Below are 21,271 nucleotides of genomic sequence, written 5' to 3'. Positions count from 1 at the left end.
CATCCGACTACGCAACCGCATCGCCTTCGGCATCAAAGACCCCGACGCCCTCATCAGCCTCCTCATGCTGACCCTCAGCGGCCACACCCCCGCCCTCCCAGGCCGAGCCTGACCCACACATTCAGCACAAGAGCCCGACTCGGCACAAGCGGTCAGTCGGGGAGGGTGACGGTGATCCGGGTGCCGGGGGAGGTGGGCTCCAGGGAGAAGGTGCCGCCGAGCTCGGCGGTGCGCTCCTGCATCGAGCGCAGGCCGATGCCCGGCCGGGCGCCGGTGGGCACGCCGGTGCCGTCGTCCTCGACGACCAGGCGGACGCCGTCGTCGTACCGGTCGAGGGTGACCCGGCAATGCGCCGCGCCGGCGTGCCGGTGGGCGTTCAGGACCGCCTCGGCGGCGACGTGGTACAGCGCGATCTGGCGGCGGCTGTCGATGCGGTCGGCGTCCTCGGCGCGTACGGCGACCGCGAACCTGCCCTGGTCGAAGCGCTCGACGAGCTGCCCGAGCGCCTCGCCGAGACGGCCGTCCTCCAGGGGAGGCGGCAGCAGGTGCCGCGACATCTGGCGCACGTCCTCCGAGCGCTGGGCGAGCTCACCCTGGAGCTGGGCCAGCATGTCGGTGTGCGCGGGCGCGAGGCCGGAGCTGCGGCTGATGGCGGCGAGCGCGAGCGACGTACCGGCCAGCGACGGGCCGAGGCTGTCGTGCAGCTCGCGGCGCAACAGCCGGCGCTCCTCCTGCCGGACGTCGACCAGCCGGGTGCGGGCGCCCTCCAGCTCCGCGTTCACGAGCGCGAGGTCGAGCGCGACGGCGACGAGCGCGGCCAGCCGTTCGACCAGCTCGCGGGTACGCAGGTCCAGCCGCTCGCCCAGCGGCGCCTCCAGGACCAGCCGCCCGACCTCGCGGCCCCGGCTGCGCAGCGGTACGTCGACGGGCACGAACATCGGCTGCGGGCCGGCGCCGACGCGCAGCCGGCCGTCGACGTCCTCCACCACGACCGCCCGGAGGCGCAGACCGCGTCGCAGCCCGTCGACGAGCCCCTCCAGGATGGACATGTCGCCGTGCCCGCGCTCGATGTCCGCGCCGAGCCGGTCGAGCAGCCGCCCGGCGTCGGCGCCGGAGCCGAAGACCAGGCGGTCGACGCGCAGCTGCAGCCAGGTCCGCAGCGGCATCACCGCGAGCGCCAGCCCGGCCACGGCCACCAGGCCCGCGGACTCGCGGCCCCAGGGCAGGTAGCGCCCGCCGAACCAGACCAGCACCAGGTAGGCGCCCACGACCGCGATCGTCAGCAGCGCGCCGACGAGGGCGCGGGAGACCGCCAGGTCGACGCGGTACGACGGCTCCCGCACCACGAGCACGAACACCGCGGCCGGCAGCATGACCATCGCCGCGGAGAGCAGGAACGCGCCGAGCGCGACGGACGGACCGGCGGAGGCCAGGCCCGCCTCGAAGGCCAGGTAGGACAGCGAGAGCGCGAGCAGGCTCACCATCAGCCAGCGCAGCGCCCGGCGCTCCGAGGGCTCGGCCCGGCGCGCGCGCAGGGCGAGGCGCAGCGCGCCCAGCACCCCCGCGGCGACGTACACCGGGACGATCCACTCGTCGTAGCGGAAGGCGAGGTCGGAGACCCGCGCGGAGGCCAGCGGGTGGTCGGGCGCGCCCTCGATCTGGATCAGGAAGCGGCTCACCCCGGCGCTGAGCGCCAGCAGGGCACCGGCGACGGCGGCGGAGAGGCGCAGGCCGGTCGGCGGGGCGCGCTCGATCAGCCACGGCAGCACCAGGATCGCCGACAGGGTGCCGGCGACCCATCCGGAGACGACCAGCTGCGAGACCACGGCGTACGCCGGGAGGTCGGGGTGGGCCACGCCGAGGACGGAGTACTGGATCCCGAAGCTGGTGAGCGAGAACCCGATCCCCACCCCCAGCAACGGCCAGCCGACGACGTGGCCGCGAGCCACGACCAGGGCGCCGAACGCGCCGTACAGGAGGGCCAGGAGGACGTCGGAGACGAAGAACTCGCGGTGCACCTCGAACGGGGGATCGGCCGTCGAGGCGTTGACCAGGGCGAGCACCACCGACGCGAGCCCGACCGCCGTCGAGACGACGCCGAGGAGCACCGCACTCCCACGCGCGACGCCGAGGGATCGGAGTGCGGTGGGCATGATCGATCATCCTGCCGCAGGAGTCCCGGCCACGAGGGCCGGATGCCCCGAACAGCCGGGCCGATGGGACAATCGGCGGGTGAGCATCCCCGCGAGGACCGACGTCCTGGTCGTCGGCGCCGGCCCCGCCGGTGCCGCTGCTGCGGCCTGGGCCGCGCGCGGCGGCGCCGACGTCGTGCTCGCGGACGCGGCGGTCTTCCCGCGGGACAAGACCTGCGGCGACGGACTCACCCCCCGCGCGATCGGCGAGCTGCAGCGCCTCGGCCTCGAGGACTGGCTGCGCGCCCACACCGTCAACCAGGGCCTGCGCGCGCACGGCTTCGGCCAGACCCTCCTGCTGCCCTGGCCCGGAGGGTCGCTGCCCGACTGGGGCTCGGCCGTCGCCCGCACGGAGCTCGACGACCACCTGCGCACCACCGCGCTGAAGTCCGGCGCCACCGGTGTCGACGGCGCCCGGGCGGTCGACGTACGACGGGACGGCGAGCGGGTCGCCGCAGTGGTGTTCAGGACCGACAGCGGCACCGTCGAGATCGAGTGCGACACCCTCGTCGTCGCCGACGGGGTCCGTTCGCCGCTCGGCAAGGTGCTGGGCCGCGAGTGGCACCGCGACACCGTGTACGGCGTCGCCGGGCGCTCGTACGTCGCCTCCGAGCTCAGCGACGACCCGTGGATCAGCTCGCACCTGGAGCTGCGCGGGGCCGACGGCGACATCCTCAGCGGGTACGGCTGGATCTTCCCGCTGGGCACCGGCGAGGTGAACCTCGGCGTCGGCACGCTCGCGACCGCGAAGCGGCCGACCGACATCGCCGTACGCCCGCTGATGGCGCACTACGCCGAGCAGCGCCGGGAGGAGTTCCGGCTCGGTGACGACCTGCGGGCACCGACCTCGGCGCTGCTGCCGATGGGCGGCGCGGTCTCGAACGTCGCGGGCGCCAACTGGGCGCTGATCGGCGACGCCGCCGGGTGCGTGAACCCGCTCAACGGCGAGGGCATCGACTACGGGCTCGAGACCGGTCGCCTGGTGGCCGAGCTGATCGCCGACGGCGCGGCCCTCGACCGGGCCTGGCCGGCGCTGCTGACCGAGCACTACGGCGAGGCGTTCTCGATCGCCCGCCGCCTCGCGGGCCTGGTCACCGTCCCGCGGCTGCTCCCCGCCCTCGGCCCGGTGGGCATGCGCTCGGACTGGCTGATGACCCTGGCGCTGCGCTGGATGGGCAACCTGGTGACCGACGAGGATCGCGACCGGGCCGCACGGGTGTGGCGCTGGGCCGGCCGGCGCTCGATCGCCCGCGACTCCCGGCCGCCGTTCTCCTGATGGACGAGCTTCCGCAGGAGCGCCGGCTGGCGGCGTACGCCGTGGTCCTGCGGGACGAGCAGGTACTGCTCAGCCGCCTCGCCCCGCGCGTGAGCGCGCAGGAGCTGTGGACGCTGCCCGGCGGCGGGGTCGAGCACGGCGAGGACCCGCGGGACGCGGTCGTGCGCGAGGTGTACGAGGAGACCGGGCTCGACGTGCGGGTGGGGGAGGAGGCGCGGGTCGACTCCTTCCACCAGCCCGCGGCCCGGCGGGACGGTCGCCGGGTCGACGCCCACGCCGTACGGCTGGTGTACGACGGCTGGGTGCCCCGCGACGCGCCTCCGCCGCGAGTGGTCGAGGTCGACGGCTCGACGATGGACGCCGCCTGGCATCCCGTCGCGGCGGTGCTGGACGGCACCGTGCCGACCTCGGCGCTGGTCCGCTCCGCGCTGGGCAGCCACGAGCCGTTCCGGATGCAGCGGGTCGCGGCGTACGCACTCGTGTGCCGCGGCGACGACGTGCTGCTCACCCGGATCTCCGAGCGTGGCTTCCATGCCGGCGCCTGGACCCTGCCCGGCGGCGGTATCGACCACGGCGAGGCGCCCCGGGAGGCGCTCGTGCGCGAGGTCCGCGAGGAGTGCGGCGTCGACTGCGAGGTCGGCGAGGTCCTGGAGGTGCACGACGTGCACTTCGGGGGTACGGCGCCCTCCGGCCGCCACGAGGACTTCCACGCCGTCCACCTGGTCTTCGCCGCCACCGTCCCCGACGGCGCCGAGCCGCGGGTCACCGAGCTCGACGGCACCACCGACCGCGCCGCCTGGGTCCCGGTCGCCGACGTCCGCGCCGGCTCGATCGAGGTCCTCGACGTCGTCCGGGCCGCGCTCGACGCGGCAGCCCGCCGTACCTCGGGGGCCTGAGCAGCTCGCCGACCCGTCGATCCTGCAACGACACACCGCGATTTCCGCCGAGAAGGTGACGGGTCGGCGGACGGGTCAGTAGGCGGCGACCGCGGTCTCGCAGACGTTCAGCTCGGGGTGGGCGCGGTTGTTGGTGACCAGGTACGACGAGACGATGAAGCTGCGCTTGACCCGGCCGACCTCGAAGAACAGCCGGAGCATGCCGTTGCGGGGGAGGTCGATGCTGCCGACGAGGCCGGTCTCGGAGTCGTAGCCGATGCTCTCGCCGTCGACGTGCTGGTCCACGCGGCCCTCGCCGGTGACGGTCTCCGCCCAGACCCGCGCGCTGCGGTTGCGGACGACGGGGGCCAGGGCGATGGTGCGTCGTCCCTCGATGCCGTTGACGTCGGGCTCGCAGCGCAGCTGCAGGGTGCCGAGCCGGGAGATGGCGTAGTTCGCGTGCTGGGTGGTCGCGGCGTCGGCGTCGCCGTGCCAGTTCACGCCCATCCGCTGCGAGTAGCGGGTCGTGAAGACGGCGTCGATCTTGCACGAGCGCCACGACATCGGGTGCCGGAAGCCGGTCCACCACCAGTTCAGCTTGACCGAGGTGACGGGCTTCGGGGCCGAGCCCGCCACCGACTGGTTCCGGCCGGGACGCTGGCTGATCACGCCGTCGAGGTAGCCGCTGGAGAAGTTCTCGATCCGGCCGCGCTGGTTGAGGCCCTCGCTGGCGGTGGCGCCGCTGCCGCCGGTGCCGTCGTCGCCCGCGTGGGCGTACCGGTAGACGCGCGCGGTCTTGGTCGCGACCACGGCGCGGTTGTTCTTGGTCTCGTACTTCGCCATCCACAGCTGCGTCTCCGCCGAGCGGTCCTCGACCCGCAGCCGGATGTACGTCGCGTTCGGGCGGCAGGTCATCGCCAGTCGCCCGATCCCGGGGATCACCGCCGACTTGCTGTAGACCCGGCGCTTCTTGGTGCCCTTCCAGGAGACCGTGACGTGCTGGACCCGGCGGTCCGACTTCTTCCGCGCGGCCGTCCGCATGGTCGCCGGGGCGCGGGTCACGGTGCCGGCCCGGCTCGGGTCCAGCGGTACGACGCGCGCGGCGCCGCCGGAGGCCGCGGCCGCCGGAGCAGCGGGCGCGACGGCACCCAGCCCCGCGGTCGCCAGCGCGAGCGCGAGGAGCAGGGGTACGCCGCCCCGTCGGCGACTGCGCGACGGGGACATCACTCGGCCGGCTCGTCGGTGGGCGCGGCGTCCTCGGAGGCCTTCGCCGTCGCGGGGTCGACGTCCGGGACCACCAGCTCGGGAGCCTGCTCACCGCGGACGACCGCCAGCTGCTGGGCGACGGTGGCGTCGGGCAGCGGGACCAGTCGGGCCTCGTCGGCCGCCTCGACGGCGTGCTCGAGGGCGAACTCCAACAGGTCGCGCAGGCTCTCGCGCTCCAGCGAGCGGGTGGTCGTCGTGAGCAGCAGGCGCTGCGCGAGCGGGTACTCGCCCGAGACGATGGTGCGCTGGCTCGGGAACACGCAGTTGCGCTGGCCGTCGGGCAGGGTGATCTCGAACGGGCGGAGCTGGTCCTCGAAGAGCTCGTAGTAGCTGAACCGGAAGTACGCGACGTGGCCGCGGACCTCCTCGTTGCGCCGGTGCGCCGCCGTGGTGGCCGCCGCACGGTCGCGGGCGCGCACCCAGCGGGTGCGGAGCTCGCGCATCTCGGCCCGGGCGGCGCGCCAGTCGGCCTGCGCCTGGTCCAGGCGGGCCTGGTCGGCCGCCTGCTGGTCGGCGGGCCGCCGGTCGCGGATGCCCTTGGCCACCTCGGCCTCGGCCTTCTGGACCTCGTCGTACGCGTCGTCCACGACCTGGCGCTTGCCGGCGAGCTCGCTGCGGAGCTCCTCGCGGACGCGCAGCCGGTCGGCGTTGGCGGCGGCGAGCCGCTTGTCGCGGGTGCTGCCGACGACGAACGTCCGGGAGCCCCGGTCGTTGTCGAAGGCGCGGTAGTCGGAGCGCAGGTTGACCAGCGACGGCTGCGGCGCGTCGAGCACGACCCGGCCGAAGAACCCGAAGGCCTGGTTGTCCTGGTCGGGACCGCCGACGCTGAGGGGTACGTCGTCGAGACCGACCTGCGCCCAGCTGGTGACGGGGGAGCCGGCCCGGTAGATGTCCTGGACCTGCTGGGTGTCGAGGCAGTCGCCGCCGACGTCGGACTCGGACTTGATCGCCACGACGACGGCGTCCGCGCCGACCTGGAACTGGACCACGTCGAGACCGACGGCCCGGCAGGCCTCCCACTCGGCCCGGGTGATCTCGCGGTCGGAGTCGGCCACGTCGATCTCGCCGGCGCACAGCCGCTGGAACGCGCGGTCCTCGCCGTTGGCGTCGACGGCGACGGTCGTCGACGCGCCGTCGCGCAGGTAGGCGTCGGTGAGGTCGCGGGTCAGGGAGCTCTGGGTGTTGCCGTCGACGATGACCGTGCCGGCCCGCCGGTCGGGCAGCTGCGCCGCCCGGCGGGCGATCTCCTGCTGCTCGGCGAGCTCGCTGCGCTCCTGCACGTCCTGGGCCTCGGCGACCAGGTCGACGCTGTCCGGCTCGTCGGAGCTGCACGAGGCGAGCAGGCCCGCGGCGAGCAGGACCGCGACACCGGCGGTGAGACGTCGTACGCCGGCGCTGCGCGTGGGACGGCGCATCACGGGGCTCCCTCGGTGGTCGGGGCGGTGCCGGACGTGCGGGCGCCGTCGCCGGCGTCCGTCTCGTCGGGCGGGTACTGGTGGCGGATGCCGAGCTCGACGACCTCGAAGTCGTCGAGGTGCAGGCCCTGCAGCTCGTTGCCGCGCAGCATGTCGCCGGTGACGTCGCGCTGGGCGTACAGCGTGGGGACGGCGGCGCGGTCGACGACGATCGCGCCGTAGGTGCGCAGGGCCAGCACGATCGCGTCGGCGTACCGGCGCTGCTGGGCGGTCATCGGGATCGGCTCGCCGGTCTCCGGGTCGACCGGCTCGGCGAGCGTCACGTCGCCCTTGAGACGGATCCGCGCCCCCTCGGGCAGCGACTGGGGCCGGCCGTTGCCGTCGGTCGACGACGCGGGCTGGACGAACGAGCTCGTGGCGGGGCCGGGCACGCTGATCGCGAGCGCGTGCTCGATCCGCCCGGCGTTGAGCTCGCCCGGACGGATCAGCCCGGCGAACAGCGGGAGGCCGGAGCCGCGGGCACCGACGACCTGCGGGTCGCTGAAGCCCTCGCCCTTCAGCTCCCAGATCCGCATGAAGTGGTAGGAGATGCTGCCGTCGTCCTCGCGGCGGGCGCGCCACAGGTCGTAGGCGATCGACTTGCTGGGGTCGAAGATGGTGTACCAGCCGTCGTAGCGCGGGTCCGGGTCGATGTCGGTCGGGACGTCGAGGACCATGCTGTCCTCGCCGTCGCCGCACACGATCTGCCGGCACACGACCGCGGTGGGTACGCCGCCCGCGACGACCGGCGTCGTCCAGGCCTCGGTGTTGATGTATACCGGGTCGGTGATCCGGCGCGGCTCGGTGCGGATCCGGTCGCCGTTCTCGACGACGCCGACCCGCTCCTGGGCCAGGTCCATCATCTCGGCGGAGTCGGGGTCGATGCCGAGGTCGTCGGCCCGGGTGTTCCACGGGGAGGTGTCGGAGAAGAAGCGGGTCTCGGCCGAGGTCAGGGTGTCCGCGGCGTCGGTGCCCTCCGCGGAGATCTGCAGGTCCGGCTCGGCGGGCTTCGGGTCGTCGCCGCCACACCCCGCGAGCACCAGGGCCGTCACGGCGGTGAGGACGACGAGCCCGTTGCGGCGCGCGTTCACGGGTGGCTCCGGTGGTCGGGAGCCACGGAGGACTCGATGCTGGACTCCAGGGTCTCGGCGAACCGCGAGAACGTGCCGCCCACGTCGGCGAGGCGCCGCTCGGCGGGCGTCTTGACGGTGCGGCTCCCCGTGCGGGTGCGCGCGGCCGTGACGATGGCGTGCGCCTCGCGGCGGGCGTGCAGGCGGATCAGCTCCGCGTCGAGCTCGGCCTGCGCGGTGAGCAGCTCCAGGCGCCGGGCGGCCTCGTTCTCGATAGCCTCCAGGTGGCGCAGGTGGGCGACCTCGGCCGCGCGCATCCGGACCCGCGCGGACTCGGCGACCTCCTCGAGCGACAGGCCGAGGTAGGCGACGTCCTCCTCGGGCCGCATCGACGGCTTGGTCAGCGTCGGCTCCCGGCGCGGGTGGTGCTCGCGGTGCTCGCGGTTGGCCCGGGCGAGCGGGTCGGCGTAGGCGTCGGCGTACTCGTCGAACTGCTCGGCGCCGGTCCCGTCGAGGTGGTCGAGGTCGTCGAGATCGGTGAGGTCGTCGAACTCGTCCAGGTCGGCGAACTCCTCGTGGTCCTCGAGCTCGTCGGTGCCGTGCTCGACGTCCTCCGCGGGTGCCTCGGGCGCCTCGTCGACCGGCTCGGCGGGGGCGGGCTTCTCCGCCGCCTCGACCGGCTCGGTCTGCGCGACCTGCTTGGCCGGCTTGACCTGCTTGGCGGGCTTGACCGGTGCGGCCTCCGCGGGCTCGCCGTCGGCGGGCTGCTCGGTCACCAGGCGCGAGTCGAAGTCGACGCGGCCGATGAGGGTCTCACCCCCGGACAGGATGTCGGCGAGGGACGGGGGCGGGGCGATCTTGTCGTGGTCGATCACTGGACCGGACCTCCTAGGCTGCCGCCGGACGGCGGGGCCGGGGTGCTGGTGGAATCGTCGGAAGAGTCGGAGTCGCCGGAGTCGGCGGCGTCCTCGCGCTGGTAGGCGGCGGGGACCCCGACCAGCCGGTAGCGCGGGGTGGAGAACAGCTCGGGCAGCATCGGGTCGGTGCCGTCGACGGCCTCGGTGTAGAGCTGGCTGAGCAGGTCGTCCGAGGTGTCGGTCGACAGCAGCAGGTACTTCACGTCGGCGCCGGCCGGGTCCTTCGCCGCCTCCTGCCACGGACCGTCGGAGCGGTCGACCCGGTCGAAGAAGAGCGCGGGGTCGCCGGTCAGCAGCATCACGGCGTACGTCTGCGCGTTGTCGGTGAGGATCGAGTGGTCCTCGTCGATGTTGGCGCGGATGTAGTCGGCCATCGCCTGCTCGGAGACCACGCCGATGGTGCCGCCGCCGACCGCCTTGGCGCCCTCCTGGCTCTCGCCGGTGCTCAGCGCGGCGGCGAAGGCGGACTCGAGGTTCTGGTAGCGGTAGGACTTCATCGCGTGGAACGTCCAGGGGATGCTCACGACCAGGATGGCCACCAGGATCGCGCTGACCGCGGCGTTCTGGGTGCCGAGGGAGCGGGCCAACCAGATCGCGCCGACCACCGCGAACAGCAGGATGGGCAGCGCGTTGCGCATCATCGGCGCGTCGGCGAGGCCGAGGGCGACCGAGACCGCGGGGGAGAGGATCGCGGCGCCGAGCATCACCGCGAGCCACAGCGCGAACGCGTTGTTCTTGAAGCCCGCGAAGATCAGCGCGGGCAGGACGACGATGGCCAGCGGGGCGCCGTACAGGACGAGCTGTCCGGTGTACTGAGCCAGCTCCAGCAGGCTGAAGTGCTCGGCGGCGCCGGCCGCGTCGTTGCTGTTGGTGATCCAGGCGAACGGGTTCGACAGCAGGATCAGGTTGAAGGCCGTCCACAGCGCGATGACGTACGCCGTGGGCGCGGCGAAGCCGACCGTCGTGCCCTCGATCTCCTCGCCGCGAGCGCCGAGGCGGCTCAGCACGGAGCCGATCATCAGCGCGCCGATGGCGAACCAGATCAGGCTGGAGTAGCCGGCCAGGGTCGCGATCGAGAACGCCAGGCCGGAGATCATCACGAAGCGGATGTCGGCGGTGACGTACCAGGCGAACAGCGCGCCGACCGCGGCCATGACGAGCGAGATCCAGATGAAGTGCCGCGACCCGCCCGCGCCGTACAGCAGCACCAGCGGGTTGGCGCCGACGGCGAGCAGGACGGCGTACCGCAGCGCGGTCTGCACCTGCGCGCGGCGCAGCATGCTGTTGAGCAGCACCATGGTCGCGGCGGCGAACAGCGCCGAGGCCACCGGGACGATGGCCAGCGAGCGGGCCAGCGCGGGGATCAGAGTCAGCGGCGAGATCAGCAGCGTGGTCAGCGGCGGGAAGTCGAAGCCGATGGCGGAGAGCTTCGCCGGGTCGTTGTGCCAGACCATGAGCGAGCGGTTCAGCCGGTCCAGGGTCTCGAAGCTCACGACGTGCATCTGGACGACCAGCCAGTAGCCGAACCAGATGTAGGCGACGGCGAAGAACGCGAAGATCGCCAGGCTCTCCCACCGGCGGCGGGGGATGTCGTGCGGGCGGTGGCCGACGGCCTGGATGGTGCCGGCCAGCTTCTCCTTGGCGCGGCGGACGACCTGGTCCTTCTCGACCTGGGCGCTGTCGAGCGTGGTGGTCGCGGCGGGCGTCGGCTCGGCCGGGCTCGGCTCGGTGACGGACGTGCTCATCAGTGCTCCTCGTCCAGGCCGTGCTCGGTCTTCTCCCAGTAGAACGGGTTGGTGAAGAGCTGGATGAAGCCCTTCCAGGCCGCCAGGCTCATCAGGCCCCAGTACAGGGGCGAGAGCAGGGCGGTGCCGGTGATCCCGAACTCGCCGCGCTGCAGGCTGCCCGCGACGTTGAGGTAGATGAAGACGAAGTTCCCGACGAACAGCATCGCGCTGGCGGCGTAGAAGACGATGCCCGGGAAGAGCTGCTCGATGAAGCCGGCCTGGGTGAAGAAGTACAGCGTGGTCAGGCCCCAGAAGATCGGGTTGAGCAGCAGCACGAAGGCGCTGCCCATCGTCAGGTTGAAGCTCATGAAGCCGCGCAGGCCGGTCTGCGAGAGCAGCTGCAGCGGGTTGCGCATGTGCACGAGCCAGGTCTGGAAGTAGCCCTTGTTCCAGCGGCTGCGCTGCCGGATCCAGTTCGGGACGACCGAGTTGGCCTCCTCCAGGGTGGTGGAGTCGATCATCGCGGTGCGGTAGCCCTCGCGGTGCAGCCGGATGCCGAGGTCGGCGTCCTCAGTCACGTTGAAGGGGTCCCAGCCGCCCAGCTCGCGCAGCGTCGAGCTCACGAAGTGGTTGGAGGTGCCGCCGAGCGGGATCGGGGACTCCGAGGCGCCCATGGCGGGCAGGATCAGCTCGAAGTGCATGGAGTACTCGTTGGCGAACCAGGCCGTCAGCATGTTCTGGTCCTGGTTGAAGTGGTTCAGCTTGGCCTGGACGCAGGCCACGTTGCGGTCGACCCGGGTGAAGGTGACGAACGCCTTCTTCAGCTGGTTCGGGTCCGGGCGGTCCTCGGCGTCGAAGATGACGCAGTACTTGCCCTTGGACAGCTGCAGGCCGTAGTTGCACGCCTTGGGCTTGGTCTTCGGCAGGCTGTCGGGGACGACCACGAGGTGGAAGTGCGGCGGGAGGTTCATCGAGCGGATCTTCTCGATGGTCTCGACGTCGTCCTCCTCGCAGAGGAGCTTCACGTCCAGCCGGGTCTTCGGGTAGTCGAGCGCGTTCATGTCGCGGACCAGCCGCGGCACGATGCCGGCCTCCTTGTAGAGCGGGACCAGGATCGTGTAGATCGGCAGGATCCGCTCGTCGAGCTCGGCGAGCTCCTCCTCGGTCACGTCGTACTCGAGGTGCGTGCCGAGGGCGCGCAGGGTGAGTCGGAACTTGTAGACCGACACCGCGAGGTAGGCGATGCTGCACAGCGCGACCAGGCCGATCAGGGTCTTCATCGGCCACACGATGCCGACGAGTACGGCGAGGATGACCGCGCAGACGAAGAAGGCCTTCTGGGTCGGGGAGACGACCACGTGGGCGGACTGCTCGGGCCGGTTCTCCATGATCAGCCGGGTCGCGACCTCGGCATAGTGGTGCGAGTGGACCCGCTGGATGAGCTGGTCGAGGTCGATGCGGTTGGCGAGCAGCTGGCGGACCGGACGGCCCAGGGCGGTCTCGACCCGGTCCAGGTCCTCGTGGCCGAGCGGGCGGGCGACCGCGACCAGGAACTCGTCGGCCGTGCGGGCGACGGGCATGATCTGCAGCTCCTGGGCGAGCGCCTCGGGCAGCGCGCGGGTGACCTCGTCGTCCGGCTCGAAGTCGGTGAGGCCGACCCGCTGCAGCTGGTGCAGCTCCGAGAGGGCCGCGACCAGCACGTCCTCGGAGATCGCGCCGTGCGCGACCAGGATGTCGCCGAGCGGGTCGCCGGTGCGGGAGTACTCCAGGGTGGCCGCCTGCAGCTGGTCCTCGGTCACCAGGCCGCTGCGGGTCAGCATCCGGGCCATCTGGACCCGGGCCCGGCGCTCCTCGGGGGACTCGAGAGCCTCCTCCTGGGCGGGGTAGACGGCATCGATGGCGCCGTTGATCTCGTTGACGGTGTGCCGGACGAGGACGAACGGGCGGGAGAACCGATCCGCGACGACGCGCTCGACGATCGGGTCGGAGAGGTCGGCGGTCGCGATCAGCAGCTCGCCGTCGACCTCGGCGTACGGCAGCACCCGGAACGTGCGGCAGAAGCCCTCGGGCAGCAGCAGGCCGAGCTCGGGGTCGATGCCGTCGGTGAGCCGGGTCGCGGCGGCGACGATGGTGGCGGTCACTGGGCACCCGACCCGAAGCCCGTGGTGGGCACCTCGGCGGAGCCGGCGGAGCGGCGCTTGGCCTCGCCCCGGGCGCGCATGACGGTGTAGACGAGGAAGGCGATCGCGAGCGCGAGCAGCGGCGCCACCAGGAAGGCCACGACGACCACGAGGAACACGCCGAGCTGCATCAGGGCACCGAGGCCCGCGGCTCCCGCGCTCTTCCCGCCCGGACGCGACGACGTTGCTTGGACCGACATCACTCTTCTCCCCATCGATGTCCCACGGCCCGTCTCGGGTCCGGTGGGGCTTGACGGCTCGATCCTCGCGGGCGGGCTCCCACTGAACTTCCTCAGCGCAGTAACAGCACGTCAAAAACCCGTTCTTATGTTGTGAATGTGGTCACTCACGGGGTGGGGGTCGTCGTCGCCCCGGTCGGGAAGGGATCGCCGGAGAGCCAGGCCCGCGCGCGGGCGCCGTACTCGGTGGGGGTGCCGCCCTGCTCGACGAGGAGCGACATCGGGTCGTCGGCGTGGGCCGCCCAGACCCAGAAGAGCGCCCCGATGCCGTGCCCGTCCGCCCAGTCCAGGTAGTCGGCGACGTAGCCGTCGAGCGGGTCGGTGGCCCCCAGCTCGGCGGTGAGCACCGGCACGCTCTCGGCGAGCGGCGCGAGCACGGAGTCCCAGCACTCGCGGGTCGAGCAGGTCTTGAAGTCGTAGCCGTGGAACGCGGCGACGAGCTGGTCGTCGTCGGGGGCGTACGCGTGCCACTGGCTCAGGTCGTTGGCGTAGTCGAGGCCACCGAGCAGGATCGGCTGGGCGGCGCCGCTGTCGCGGATGGCACCGACGACCGCGGCCATCCCCTCGACCGGGTAGGTGTCCTGCGGGTCGGGGGTGGTCTGGTCGTCGACGGCCGGGGCGTCGCACCCGCCGTCGCGCCAGCACTCCCAGGTCAGGTCGAAGACCAGGTCGTCGGTGGCGTCGTAGCGCGAGTAGGGCTCGTTGAACGCGTCGAACATGACCGACGGGTTGTGCTGGTACGCCGTCGCGACGCTGCGCCAGAAGTCCAGGGACTCGGCGTCGGGCATGGCCAGGTTGCCGAACTCGGGCACCGTGGCCCGCTTGCGGCTGTGCAGGTCGAGGACGACCACGAGGCCGTGGCGGTTCAGGGCCGCGACGAACCGGGCGATCTCGTCGCGGTAGTCCTGGGCGGTCCGGTCCTCGTACTGGTCGCTCACGGGCGCCCCGCGGCTCCCGAGCCAGCAGTCCTGGTTGAGGGGGAGGCGGACGGTGTTCGCGCCCCAGGCGGCGACGGCGACGGCCTGCGCCTCGTGCGGCTCGGGGCCGAGGGTGTCCAGCGAGCTGAGCCCCCAGCCCTGGGCGCAGGCGTACTCGAAGCTCGACCAGTTCACGCCGCGGGGCACGAAGGTGCTGCCGTCACGGGCGTCGACGAGGCGGTTGCCGTCGACCCGCGGCTGCGGCGCCCCGGTGGGCGAGGCGGCGGGGTCGGCGTCGTCGCCCAGCAGGCCGGAGCGCTCGACGGAGAGCACGGCGGCGGTGCCCAGCAGCAGGACGACCCCGGTCGCCAGCAGAGCGCGCACGCGTCGGCGCACGAAGGCCCCCTCTCCCTCGAGGACGCATCGTACGGGCACCCACCCGGCGGGCTATCGTGAATCCGTGAGCGACCGGGCGGACCTGCTCGCCGAGCTCCATCGCCGCGGGGTCACGGACGTCGACGACTCCGTCCTGACGCGGGCGCTCTACTCCTCCGACGCCTCGCTCTACCGCGTCGTACCGCAGGTCGTGGCCCGGCCGCGCTCGCGCGAGGAGCTGCTCGCGATCCTCGACCTGGCGCGGGTGAGCGGCGTACCGCTCACGATGCGCGGGGCCGGTACGTCGATCGCCGGCAACGCGGTCGGCACCGGCATCGTCGTGGACACCGTCCGGCACCTCGGGCGGGTGCTGTCGGTCGACCCCGAGTCCCGGACCGCGGTCGTCGAGCCCGGCACGGTGCACGCCACCCTGCAGCGGGCGGCGGCCGCGCACGGCCTGCGCTTCGGTCCGGACCCCTCGACGCACTCGCGGTGCACCGTCGGCGGCATGATCGGGAACAACGCCTGCGGGTCGCGGGCGCTCGGCTACGGGCGCACCGCCGACAACGTGGTGGCGCTGGACGCGGCGTACGCCGCGGACGGGGACGTGCCCGGCGCGCTGGCCGACCTGGTGGCGGGCCACCTGGCGCACGTCCGGACGGGCTTCGGCCGGTTCTCCCGTCAGGTCAGCGGCTACTCCCTCGAGCACCTGCTGCCCGAGCGCCGGTCCGTCGACCGCTTCCTGGTCGGCTCCGAGGGCACCCTGGCGGTGGTGCTCGGCGCGATCGTGCGCCTGGTGCCGGACGAGCCGGGGCGCGAGCTCGTCGTGCTCGGCTACCCGTCGATGCCGGAGGCGGCCGATGCGGTGCCGGCGCTGCTGGCGGCGGCTGTGGAGAGCGGGTCCGGACCGTCGGCGGGCGGTGCTCGACTCGTCGCATGCGAAGGACTGGACGCGCGGATCGTCGATCTGGTGCGGGGCCGCGGCGGCTCCGTGCCCGAGCTGCCGCGTGGCTCGGGATGGCTCTTCGTGGAGGTCGTCGGGCCCGACGCGCCTTCGCTCGTGTCGTCGCTGGTCGCCGTCTCGGGGGCGCTGGCCCACCGGCGGGTGGGCTCGGCCGCGGAGGCGGCGGCGCTGTGGCGGATCCGCGAGGACGGAGCGGGCCTGGCGGCGCGGAGCCTGAGCCGGCCGGCGTACTCCGGCTGGGAGGACGCCGCCGTCCCGCCCGCGCGGCTCGGCGCCTGGCTGCGCGACTTCGACGAGCTGCTGCGCGAGCACGGGCTGGACGGCGTGCCCTACGGCCACTTCGGCGACGGCTGCGTGCACGTGCGCATCGACTTCGACCTGACGGGAGGCGCCACCGGCCGGTTCCGCGACTTCCTCACCGCGAGCGCGCTCCGCCTGCGCGACCACGGCGGCTCGCTGTCGGGTGAGCACGGTGACGGGCGCGCGCGCTCGGAGCTGCTGCCGCTGATGTACGACGCGGAGTCGCTGCGGCTCTTCGGCGCGGTCAAGGCGATCTGCGACCCGGCCGGCGTGCTCAACCCGGGCGTGCTCGTCGATCCCGCGCCGCTCGACGCGGACCTGCGTGCGGTGCGGCCGCGACTGCCGGTGCGTCCGCTGCTGCGGCTGGCCGAGGACGCCGGGTCGCTGGGCGACGCGGTGCACCGCTGCACCGGCGTCGGGCGCTGCGTCGCGCCCACCACGGCCGGGGTGATGTGCCCCTCCTACCTCGCCACCCGCGAGGAGAAGGACTCCACCCGGGGCCGGGCGCGCGTCCTCCAGGAGGCGCTCGACGGCTCGCTGGTCGAGGGTCTCGCGGCCCCGGCGGTGTCCGAGGCGCTCGACCTGTGCCTGGCCTGCAAGGGCTGCTCGTCGGACTGCCCGACCGGGGTCGACATGGCGACGTACAAGGCCGAGGTGCTGCACCAGCAGTACGACGGCCGCCGCCGGCCGCGCACCCACCACACCCTCGGCGGGCTGCCGCGCTGGGTGGCGCTCGCGGCGCCGGTCGCCCCGGTGCTGTCCCGCGCGCAGCGACTGCCGCTGCTCGGCCGGATCGCCGGCGTGCTCGCCGGCGTGGACCGACGCCGGACGCTGCCCGCGATCGCGCCTCGGTCGCTGCGTCGCTCGGCGGGCGTGCCCGACCGGGTCCCGGACGTGTGGATCTGGGCGGACACCTTCACGGACCACTTCCTCCCGGGCTCCGCCCGGGCGGCGGTCCGGGTCCTGGAGGCGGCGGGGCTGAGCGTCTGCGTGATCGCCGACGACGCCTGCTGCGGGCTCACCTGGCTGACGACGGGGCAGCTCGAGCGCGCCCGTTCGACGATGGCGGGTGCGGTCCGGACGCTGGCGCCGTACGTCGCGAGCGGGGTGCCGGTCGTCGGGCTGGAGCCGTCCTGCCTGGCGACGCTGCGCAGCGACGCGGTCCAGCTGGTCGACGACCCGCGCGCGGAGCAGGTCGCCCGAGGCGTGCTCACCTTCGCCGAGCTCGTCGAGCGGCTCGACGTGCCGGTGCCGGACCTGAGCGGCGTCGAGGTGGTCGCGCAGCCGCACTGCCACCAGTCGTCGGTGCTCGGCTGGGCCGCCGACGAACGGCTGCTGACCGGCGCGGGCGCGACGGTGACCCGGGTGCCGGGCTGCTGCGGGCTCGCGGGCAGCTGGGGGATGGAGCCGGACCACTACGAGACGTCGGTCGCCGTCGCCGAGACCCACCTCCTGCCGGCGGTGCGGGCGAACGCCGGCGCGGTGGTCCTCGCCGACGGTCTCTCGTGCCGGCACCAGCTCGAGGACCTCGTGGGCGTCCCGGCGATGCACCTGGCCGAGCTGCTCGCTTCTAGACTCGACGGGTGAAGCCCCAGCACCGTCGCCTGATCATCCCGGCCGCACTCGTGGCGCTGCTGGTGATCGTGGTGATCGCCGCGGTGGTGAAGTAGGTGACCTCGGAGTCCCTGCAGCGCGCGCTCGGCACCGTCCGCGGCCACCTGCTCGACCCGGACACCCTGGTCAAGGCCGTGGCCACCGGGCGCCGGCGCGGCAGCGAGCCCCCGTGGCGGCGCGTCGAGCTGCGCTACGTCGACCTGAAGTCGGGGCGGCACCTGCAGGTGACGTCGTACGACCAGACCCAGGCGCACACCGCCAACCACGCCGTCGGTGACGCCGCCCGGGAGGAGGTCGACCGCCTGCTCGAGCTCCCCTTCGGCAACTGGCACGTCGACACCACGACCCAGAGCCACCAGCTCCGGGTCACCAAGAAGCTCGAGGGCGTCCTGCACAGCCAGAACCGGACCGCGCCGGTCGAGGCGACCCGCGGCCACGACCGGGCCAAGGACCGCTTGCTCCCCGAGGACGACCCGGTCTTCCGGGCGCTCGGACTGACCGACGCGCAGGGCCGGATGAAGCCGAGTCGGCAGGCGAAGTATCGCCAGGTCGAGGAGTTCCTCCGGCTCCTCGACAAGACGATCTCCGAGGCCCGGGCGAAGGGCCACCTGCGCAAGCCCACCGCCGAGGACCCGCTGCGGATCGTCGACCTGGGCTGCGGGAACGCGTACCTCACGTTCGCGGCCCAGCGCTACCTCACCTCGGTGCGGGGGCTCCCGGTCGTGGTCACCGGGGTCGACGTCAAGGAGCAGTCGCGCGAGCACAACAGCGAGGTGGCGGCCGCGCTCGGTGTGGACTCCGAGTTCGTCGTCGGCACCATCGGCGGCGTCGAGCTGGACCCCGCGCCGGAGGTGGTCCTCGCCCTGCACGCGTGCGACACCGCGACGGACGAGGCGCTCGCGCAGGCGGTCGGCTGGGGCGCGCAGGTCGTGCTCGCCGCGCCCTGCTGCCACCACGACATCGCCGCCCAGCTGCGGAAGTCGCCCACGCCCGCGCCGTACTCGCTGCTGACCCGGGACGGCATCCTGCGCGAGCGGCTGGCCGACACCCTCACCGACGGCATCCGCGCGGCCCTGATGCGCGGCGAGGGCTACCGGGTCGACGTCGTCCAGTTCGTCGAGAGCCGCCACACGCCGCGCAACACGATGCTCCGCGCCGTCCGCACCGGAGCCCCGGTCGAGGACTCCGTCCGCACCGAGTACGACGACCTCGTCGCGACCTGGTCGGTCCGCCCGCGGTTGGCGGAGCTGCTGGATGCCGCGCGCGCCTGAGGGGGCGCTGGCCGCCCTGGTCGCCCTGCCGTTCCTCCTCGGTGCGGCCCGCGCTCCCGCCCCGGCCGCAGGCGAGGTCCTGTTCGCGTTCCAGGATCCCGAGATCGTGGAGTCGAGCGGCCTGGTCGTCCGGGACGGCCTCGCCGTCACGGTCAACGACTCGGGCGACCCGGGCCGGGTCTTCGTCGTCGACCCGACCAGCGGCGAGACCGTCGGCGTCACCCGCTGGGACACCGACCCGCGTGACGTCGAGGCCGTCGCCCCCGCCGGCCCGGGCGAGGTCTGGGTGGGCGACATCGGCGACAACCGCCACGTCCGCGACTCGATCGAGGTGCTGCGGGTGCCGGTCGGGCGCGGGGACCGGACGGCCGAGCCGGAGCGGTTCGAGCTCGTCTACCCCGACGGCGCCACCGACGCCGAGACGCTGATGACCGAGCCCGGCACCGGGCGCCTGGTCGTGGTGAGCAAGGGCGTCTTCGGGGGCACGGTCTACCGCGCGCCCGCGCGCCTCGACCCGGGCCGGCCGAACCGGCTGGAGGAGATCGGTACGACGCTCGGACTCGCGACCGATGGCTCGTTCTTCCCCGACGGGCGTCACCTGGTGGTGCGCAACTACGGGCGGGCCGCCGTGCTGACCTGGCCGCGGCTGGAGGAGCTCGGCTCCTTCGACCTCCCGCCCCAGGAGCAGGGCGAGAGCATCGCCGTCGACGAGCGCGGGCAGGTGCTCGTCGGCACCGAGGGTGCGTTCAGCGAGGTGCAGAGCGTGCGGGTGCCGCGCGCGATCGAGGCGGCGATGGCGAGTCCGAGTCCCACGCCCGACCCCACGCCGACCTCGAGTGCGAGCCCGTCGACGACCTCCGACGAGGTGGTGGGCGAGGCGGAGTCCGGCGACGAGGACGGGTCCTGGCCGGCGTTGCTCGTCGGCGGGGCCGTGGTGCTCGGCCTGCTCCTGGTCCTGCTGGTCGCCACCGCGGGGGCTGCCGCGCGTCGTCGGCGCGGCTGAGCACCCGCTCGGGCGAGTTTGCCGGGGGTCGCCGGCGGCTACTCACGTCCCGTGCCCCGACTGCGACGTACCTCTCCCGCCCAACCGGGCTGGACCCGGCGCCGGGCCGGTCGCGGCTTCGTCTACCTCGACCAGCACGGGGAGCGGCTGCCCGAGGAGGACGCCCAGCGGGTGCGCGACCTCGTCATCCCGCCCGCGTGGCGCGACGTGTGGGTGACGCCGTACGAGAACGGACACCTGCAGGCCGTCGGCACCGACGACGCCGGGCGACGGCAGTACCTCTACCACCCGGCCTGGCGGGAACGGCGCGACGCGGAGAAGTTCGACCGGATGCTGGCCTTCGGGCACGCCCTGGCCCGGGCGCGCGAGCTGATCATCACCGACCTCGGACGGGAGGGCCTGCCGCTGGAGCGGGCGTGCGCGGCCGCCGTACGGCTGCTGGACCTGGGGTACTTCCGGATCGGCAACGACGTGTACGCCGACGCGAACGGCAGCTTCGGCCTCACCACGCTGGAGCGCCGGCACGTACGCCGCCGGCAGGACCGGCTGGTGTTCGCGTTCACCGGCAAGTCGGGGGTCGACCACCGCATCGAGATCGACGACGCGGTCGTGATCGAGACCATCGAGGCGATGCGCCGGCGCCGTGGCACGACCGACCGGCTGCTGTCGTACAAGGACGGGCGGTCGTGGCGCGACCTGCTGCCGGCGCTGGTCAACGAGTACATCCGCACCTCGACCGGGCTGGAGGTCACGGCCAAGGACTTCCGCACCTGGCACGCGACCGTGCTGGCCGCCGCGGCCCTGGCGGAGACGCCGGAGCCGGGGCAGTCCAAGGCGTCGCGGAAGCGGGCCGTCGCCGGCGCCATGAAGGAGGTCGCCTCCTTCCTGGGCAACACCCCGACGCTGGCCCGCTCGTCGTACGTCGATCCGCGGGTGGTCGACGCGTACGACGAGGGCCGCACCATCGAGCGCGCGACCCGGCGCAGCTACGACAGCACCGACGAGCGCCAGGCGGCGCTCGAGCGTGCGACCCTGAGGCTGATCGAGGAGGCCTGATGCGGATCACGGCGGTGCAGGGCGACATCACGACCCAGGAGGTCGACGCGATCGTCAACGCGGCGAACCGCGCGATGCGGGGCGGCGGGGGAGTCGACGGCGCGATCCATCGGGCGGGCGGTCCCGCGGTGCTCGCCGACTGCGTCGCGCGCTTCCCCGACGGGCTGGCGACCGGCGACGCGGGCTGGACGACCGCGGGCGACCTGCCGGCGCGTTGGGTGATCCACGTCGTCGGCCCGAACCGGAACGCCGGTGAGACCGACCGCTCGCTACTGACGTCCTGCTACGCCCGCGCGCTCGAGGTCGCGGACGAGCTCGGCGCCCGCACCGTCGCCTTCCCCCTGGTCAGCGCCGGTGTCTACGGCTGGCCCAAGGACGACGCGATCGCCTGTGCCCTCGAGACGATCCGCGCCTCGCCCACCAAGGTGGACGAGGCGCGGATCGTGGCGTTCGACGGGCCGACGTACGAGCAGGTGGCCGCCGCGTTGGCCGAGTAGCTGGCTGCGGCGGGTCTCGATACGCCCGCTCGTTCCTCGCGGGCTACTCGACCGGCGAGATGGCTCCCTCGTTGGTCG

General features: G+C 73.4%; 16 protein-coding genes. 7 read left to right on the top strand and 9 right to left on the bottom strand.

The genetic code is table 11. The features are described from left to right. Positions 1-152: 152 nt before the first annotated feature. Positions 153-2,153, bottom strand: a complete 2,001-nt coding sequence (locus VMF51_RS01700) for a sensor histidine kinase (RefSeq protein WP_325472651.1) — start codon at positions 2,151-2,153, stop codon at positions 153-155. Positions 2,154-2,232: 79 nt separating this feature from the next. Between VMF51_RS01700 and VMF51_RS01695 the strand changes: the two genes are divergently transcribed. Next, positions 2,233-3,468, top strand: coding sequence for a geranylgeranyl reductase family protein (locus VMF51_RS01695; protein WP_325472650.1), 1,236 nt, complete (start codon positions 2,233-2,235; stop codon positions 3,466-3,468). Further along, on the top strand, positions 3,468-4,364 hold the full coding sequence (locus VMF51_RS01690; RefSeq protein WP_325472649.1) for an NUDIX domain-containing protein: 897 nt from the start codon (positions 3,468-3,470) through the stop codon (positions 4,362-4,364). The genes VMF51_RS01695 and VMF51_RS01690 overlap by 1 nt, the downstream gene beginning before the upstream one ends. Before the next feature lie 75 nt (positions 4,365-4,439). Here VMF51_RS01690 and VMF51_RS01685 read toward each other — a convergent pair whose 3' ends face one another. From VMF51_RS01685 to VMF51_RS01650, 8 genes are all read right to left on the bottom strand, one after another. Continuing rightward, positions 4,440-5,567 carry a hypothetical protein gene (locus tag VMF51_RS01685; RefSeq protein ID WP_325472648.1) on the bottom strand — a complete coding sequence of 376 codons (1,128 nt, stop codon included), beginning with the start codon at positions 5,565-5,567 and terminating at the stop codon, positions 4,440-4,442. After that, positions 5,567-7,024, bottom strand: a complete 1,458-nt coding sequence (locus tag VMF51_RS01680; protein WP_325472647.1) for a substrate-binding domain-containing protein — start codon at positions 7,022-7,024, stop codon at positions 5,567-5,569. Before VMF51_RS01680 ends, VMF51_RS01685 begins: the two co-directional genes overlap by 1 nt. After that, positions 7,024-8,154 carry a hypothetical protein gene (locus VMF51_RS01675; RefSeq protein WP_325472646.1) on the bottom strand — a complete coding sequence of 377 codons (1,131 nt, stop codon included), beginning with the start codon at positions 8,152-8,154 and terminating at the stop codon, positions 7,024-7,026. The genes VMF51_RS01680 and VMF51_RS01675 overlap by 1 nt, the downstream gene beginning before the upstream one ends. Further along, complete coding sequence (locus VMF51_RS01670; RefSeq protein WP_325472645.1) at positions 8,151-9,008, bottom strand: hypothetical protein; 858 nt, start codon at positions 9,006-9,008, stop codon at positions 8,151-8,153. The genes VMF51_RS01675 and VMF51_RS01670 overlap by 4 nt, the downstream gene beginning before the upstream one ends. Further along, positions 9,005-10,795: a hypothetical protein gene (locus VMF51_RS01665; RefSeq protein WP_325472644.1), complete on the bottom strand. Its 1,791-nt coding sequence runs from the start codon at positions 10,793-10,795 to the stop codon at positions 9,005-9,007. The genes VMF51_RS01670 and VMF51_RS01665 overlap by 4 nt, the downstream gene beginning before the upstream one ends. Beyond that, entirely contained in the window at positions 10,795-12,918 is a 2,124-nt protein-coding gene (locus VMF51_RS01660) for a glycosyltransferase family 2 protein (protein WP_325472643.1), read from the bottom strand. Before VMF51_RS01660 ends, VMF51_RS01665 begins: the two co-directional genes overlap by 1 nt. Further along, positions 12,915-13,157, bottom strand: coding sequence for a hypothetical protein (locus tag VMF51_RS01655; protein WP_325472642.1), 243 nt, complete (start codon positions 13,155-13,157; stop codon positions 12,915-12,917). Before VMF51_RS01655 ends, VMF51_RS01660 begins: the two co-directional genes overlap by 4 nt. 146 nt (positions 13,158-13,303) lie before the next feature. Continuing rightward, positions 13,304-14,509, bottom strand: a complete 1,206-nt coding sequence (locus VMF51_RS01650) for a glycoside hydrolase family 5 protein (RefSeq protein WP_325472641.1) — start codon at positions 14,507-14,509, stop codon at positions 13,304-13,306. A 64-nt stretch (positions 14,510-14,573) separates the two neighbouring features. Between VMF51_RS01650 and VMF51_RS01645 the strand changes: the two genes are divergently transcribed. The 5 genes from VMF51_RS01645 (at position 14,574) to VMF51_RS01625 (ending at position 21,193) form a co-directional block, all read left to right on the top strand. Then, complete coding sequence (locus VMF51_RS01645; protein WP_325472640.1) at positions 14,574-17,339, top strand: FAD-binding and (Fe-S)-binding domain-containing protein; 2,766 nt, start codon at positions 14,574-14,576, stop codon at positions 17,337-17,339. Positions 17,340-17,422: 83 nt separating this feature from the next. Next, positions 17,423-18,637, top strand: a complete 1,215-nt coding sequence (locus VMF51_RS01640) for an SAM-dependent methyltransferase (RefSeq protein WP_325472639.1) — start codon at positions 17,423-17,425, stop codon at positions 18,635-18,637. Continuing rightward, on the top strand, positions 18,621-19,640 hold the full coding sequence (locus VMF51_RS01635; protein WP_325472638.1) for a hypothetical protein: 1,020 nt from the start codon (positions 18,621-18,623) through the stop codon (positions 19,638-19,640). The genes VMF51_RS01640 and VMF51_RS01635 overlap by 17 nt, the downstream gene beginning before the upstream one ends. A 51-nt stretch (positions 19,641-19,691) precedes the next feature. Beyond that, complete coding sequence (locus VMF51_RS01630) at positions 19,692-20,696, top strand: DNA topoisomerase IB (protein ID WP_325472637.1); 1,005 nt, start codon at positions 19,692-19,694, stop codon at positions 20,694-20,696. Further along, complete coding sequence (locus VMF51_RS01625; protein WP_325472653.1) at positions 20,693-21,193, top strand: O-acetyl-ADP-ribose deacetylase; 501 nt, start codon at positions 20,693-20,695, stop codon at positions 21,191-21,193. The genes VMF51_RS01630 and VMF51_RS01625 overlap by 4 nt, the downstream gene beginning before the upstream one ends. Positions 21,194-21,271: the final 78 nt, after the last annotated feature.

It is taken from the genome of Nocardioides sp. (genome assembly GCF_035503875.1).
GTDB lineage: Bacteria > Actinomycetota > Actinomycetes > Propionibacteriales > Nocardioidaceae > Nocardioides.
This window is presented reverse-complemented; position numbering and strand designations above follow the sequence as displayed.

Bases quoted from the DNA above. Each gene is read 5' to 3' on its own strand.
- VMF51_RS01700 (WP_325472651.1), bottom strand. From the start codon at position 2,153: ATGCCCACCGCACTCCGATCCCTCGGCGTCGCGCGTGGGAGTGCGGTG.
- VMF51_RS01690 (WP_325472649.1), top strand. From the start codon at position 3,468: ATGGACGAGCTTCCGCAGGAGCGCCGGCTGGCGGCGTACGCCGTGGTC.
- VMF51_RS01685 (WP_325472648.1), bottom strand. From the start codon at position 5,567: ATGTCCCCGTCGCGCAGTCGCCGACGGGGCGGCGTACCCCTGCTCCTC.
- VMF51_RS01680 (WP_325472647.1), bottom strand. From the start codon at position 7,024: ATGCGCCGTCCCACGCGCAGCGCCGGCGTACGACGTCTCACCGCCGGT.
- VMF51_RS01665 (WP_325472644.1), bottom strand. From the start codon at position 10,795: ATGAGCACGTCCGTCACCGAGCCGAGCCCGGCCGAGCCGACGCCCGCC.
- VMF51_RS01655 (WP_325472642.1), bottom strand. From the start codon at position 13,157: ATGTCGGTCCAAGCAACGTCGTCGCGTCCGGGCGGGAAGAGCGCGGGA.
- VMF51_RS01635 (WP_325472638.1), top strand. From the start codon at position 18,621: ATGCCGCGCGCGCCTGAGGGGGCGCTGGCCGCCCTGGTCGCCCTGCCG.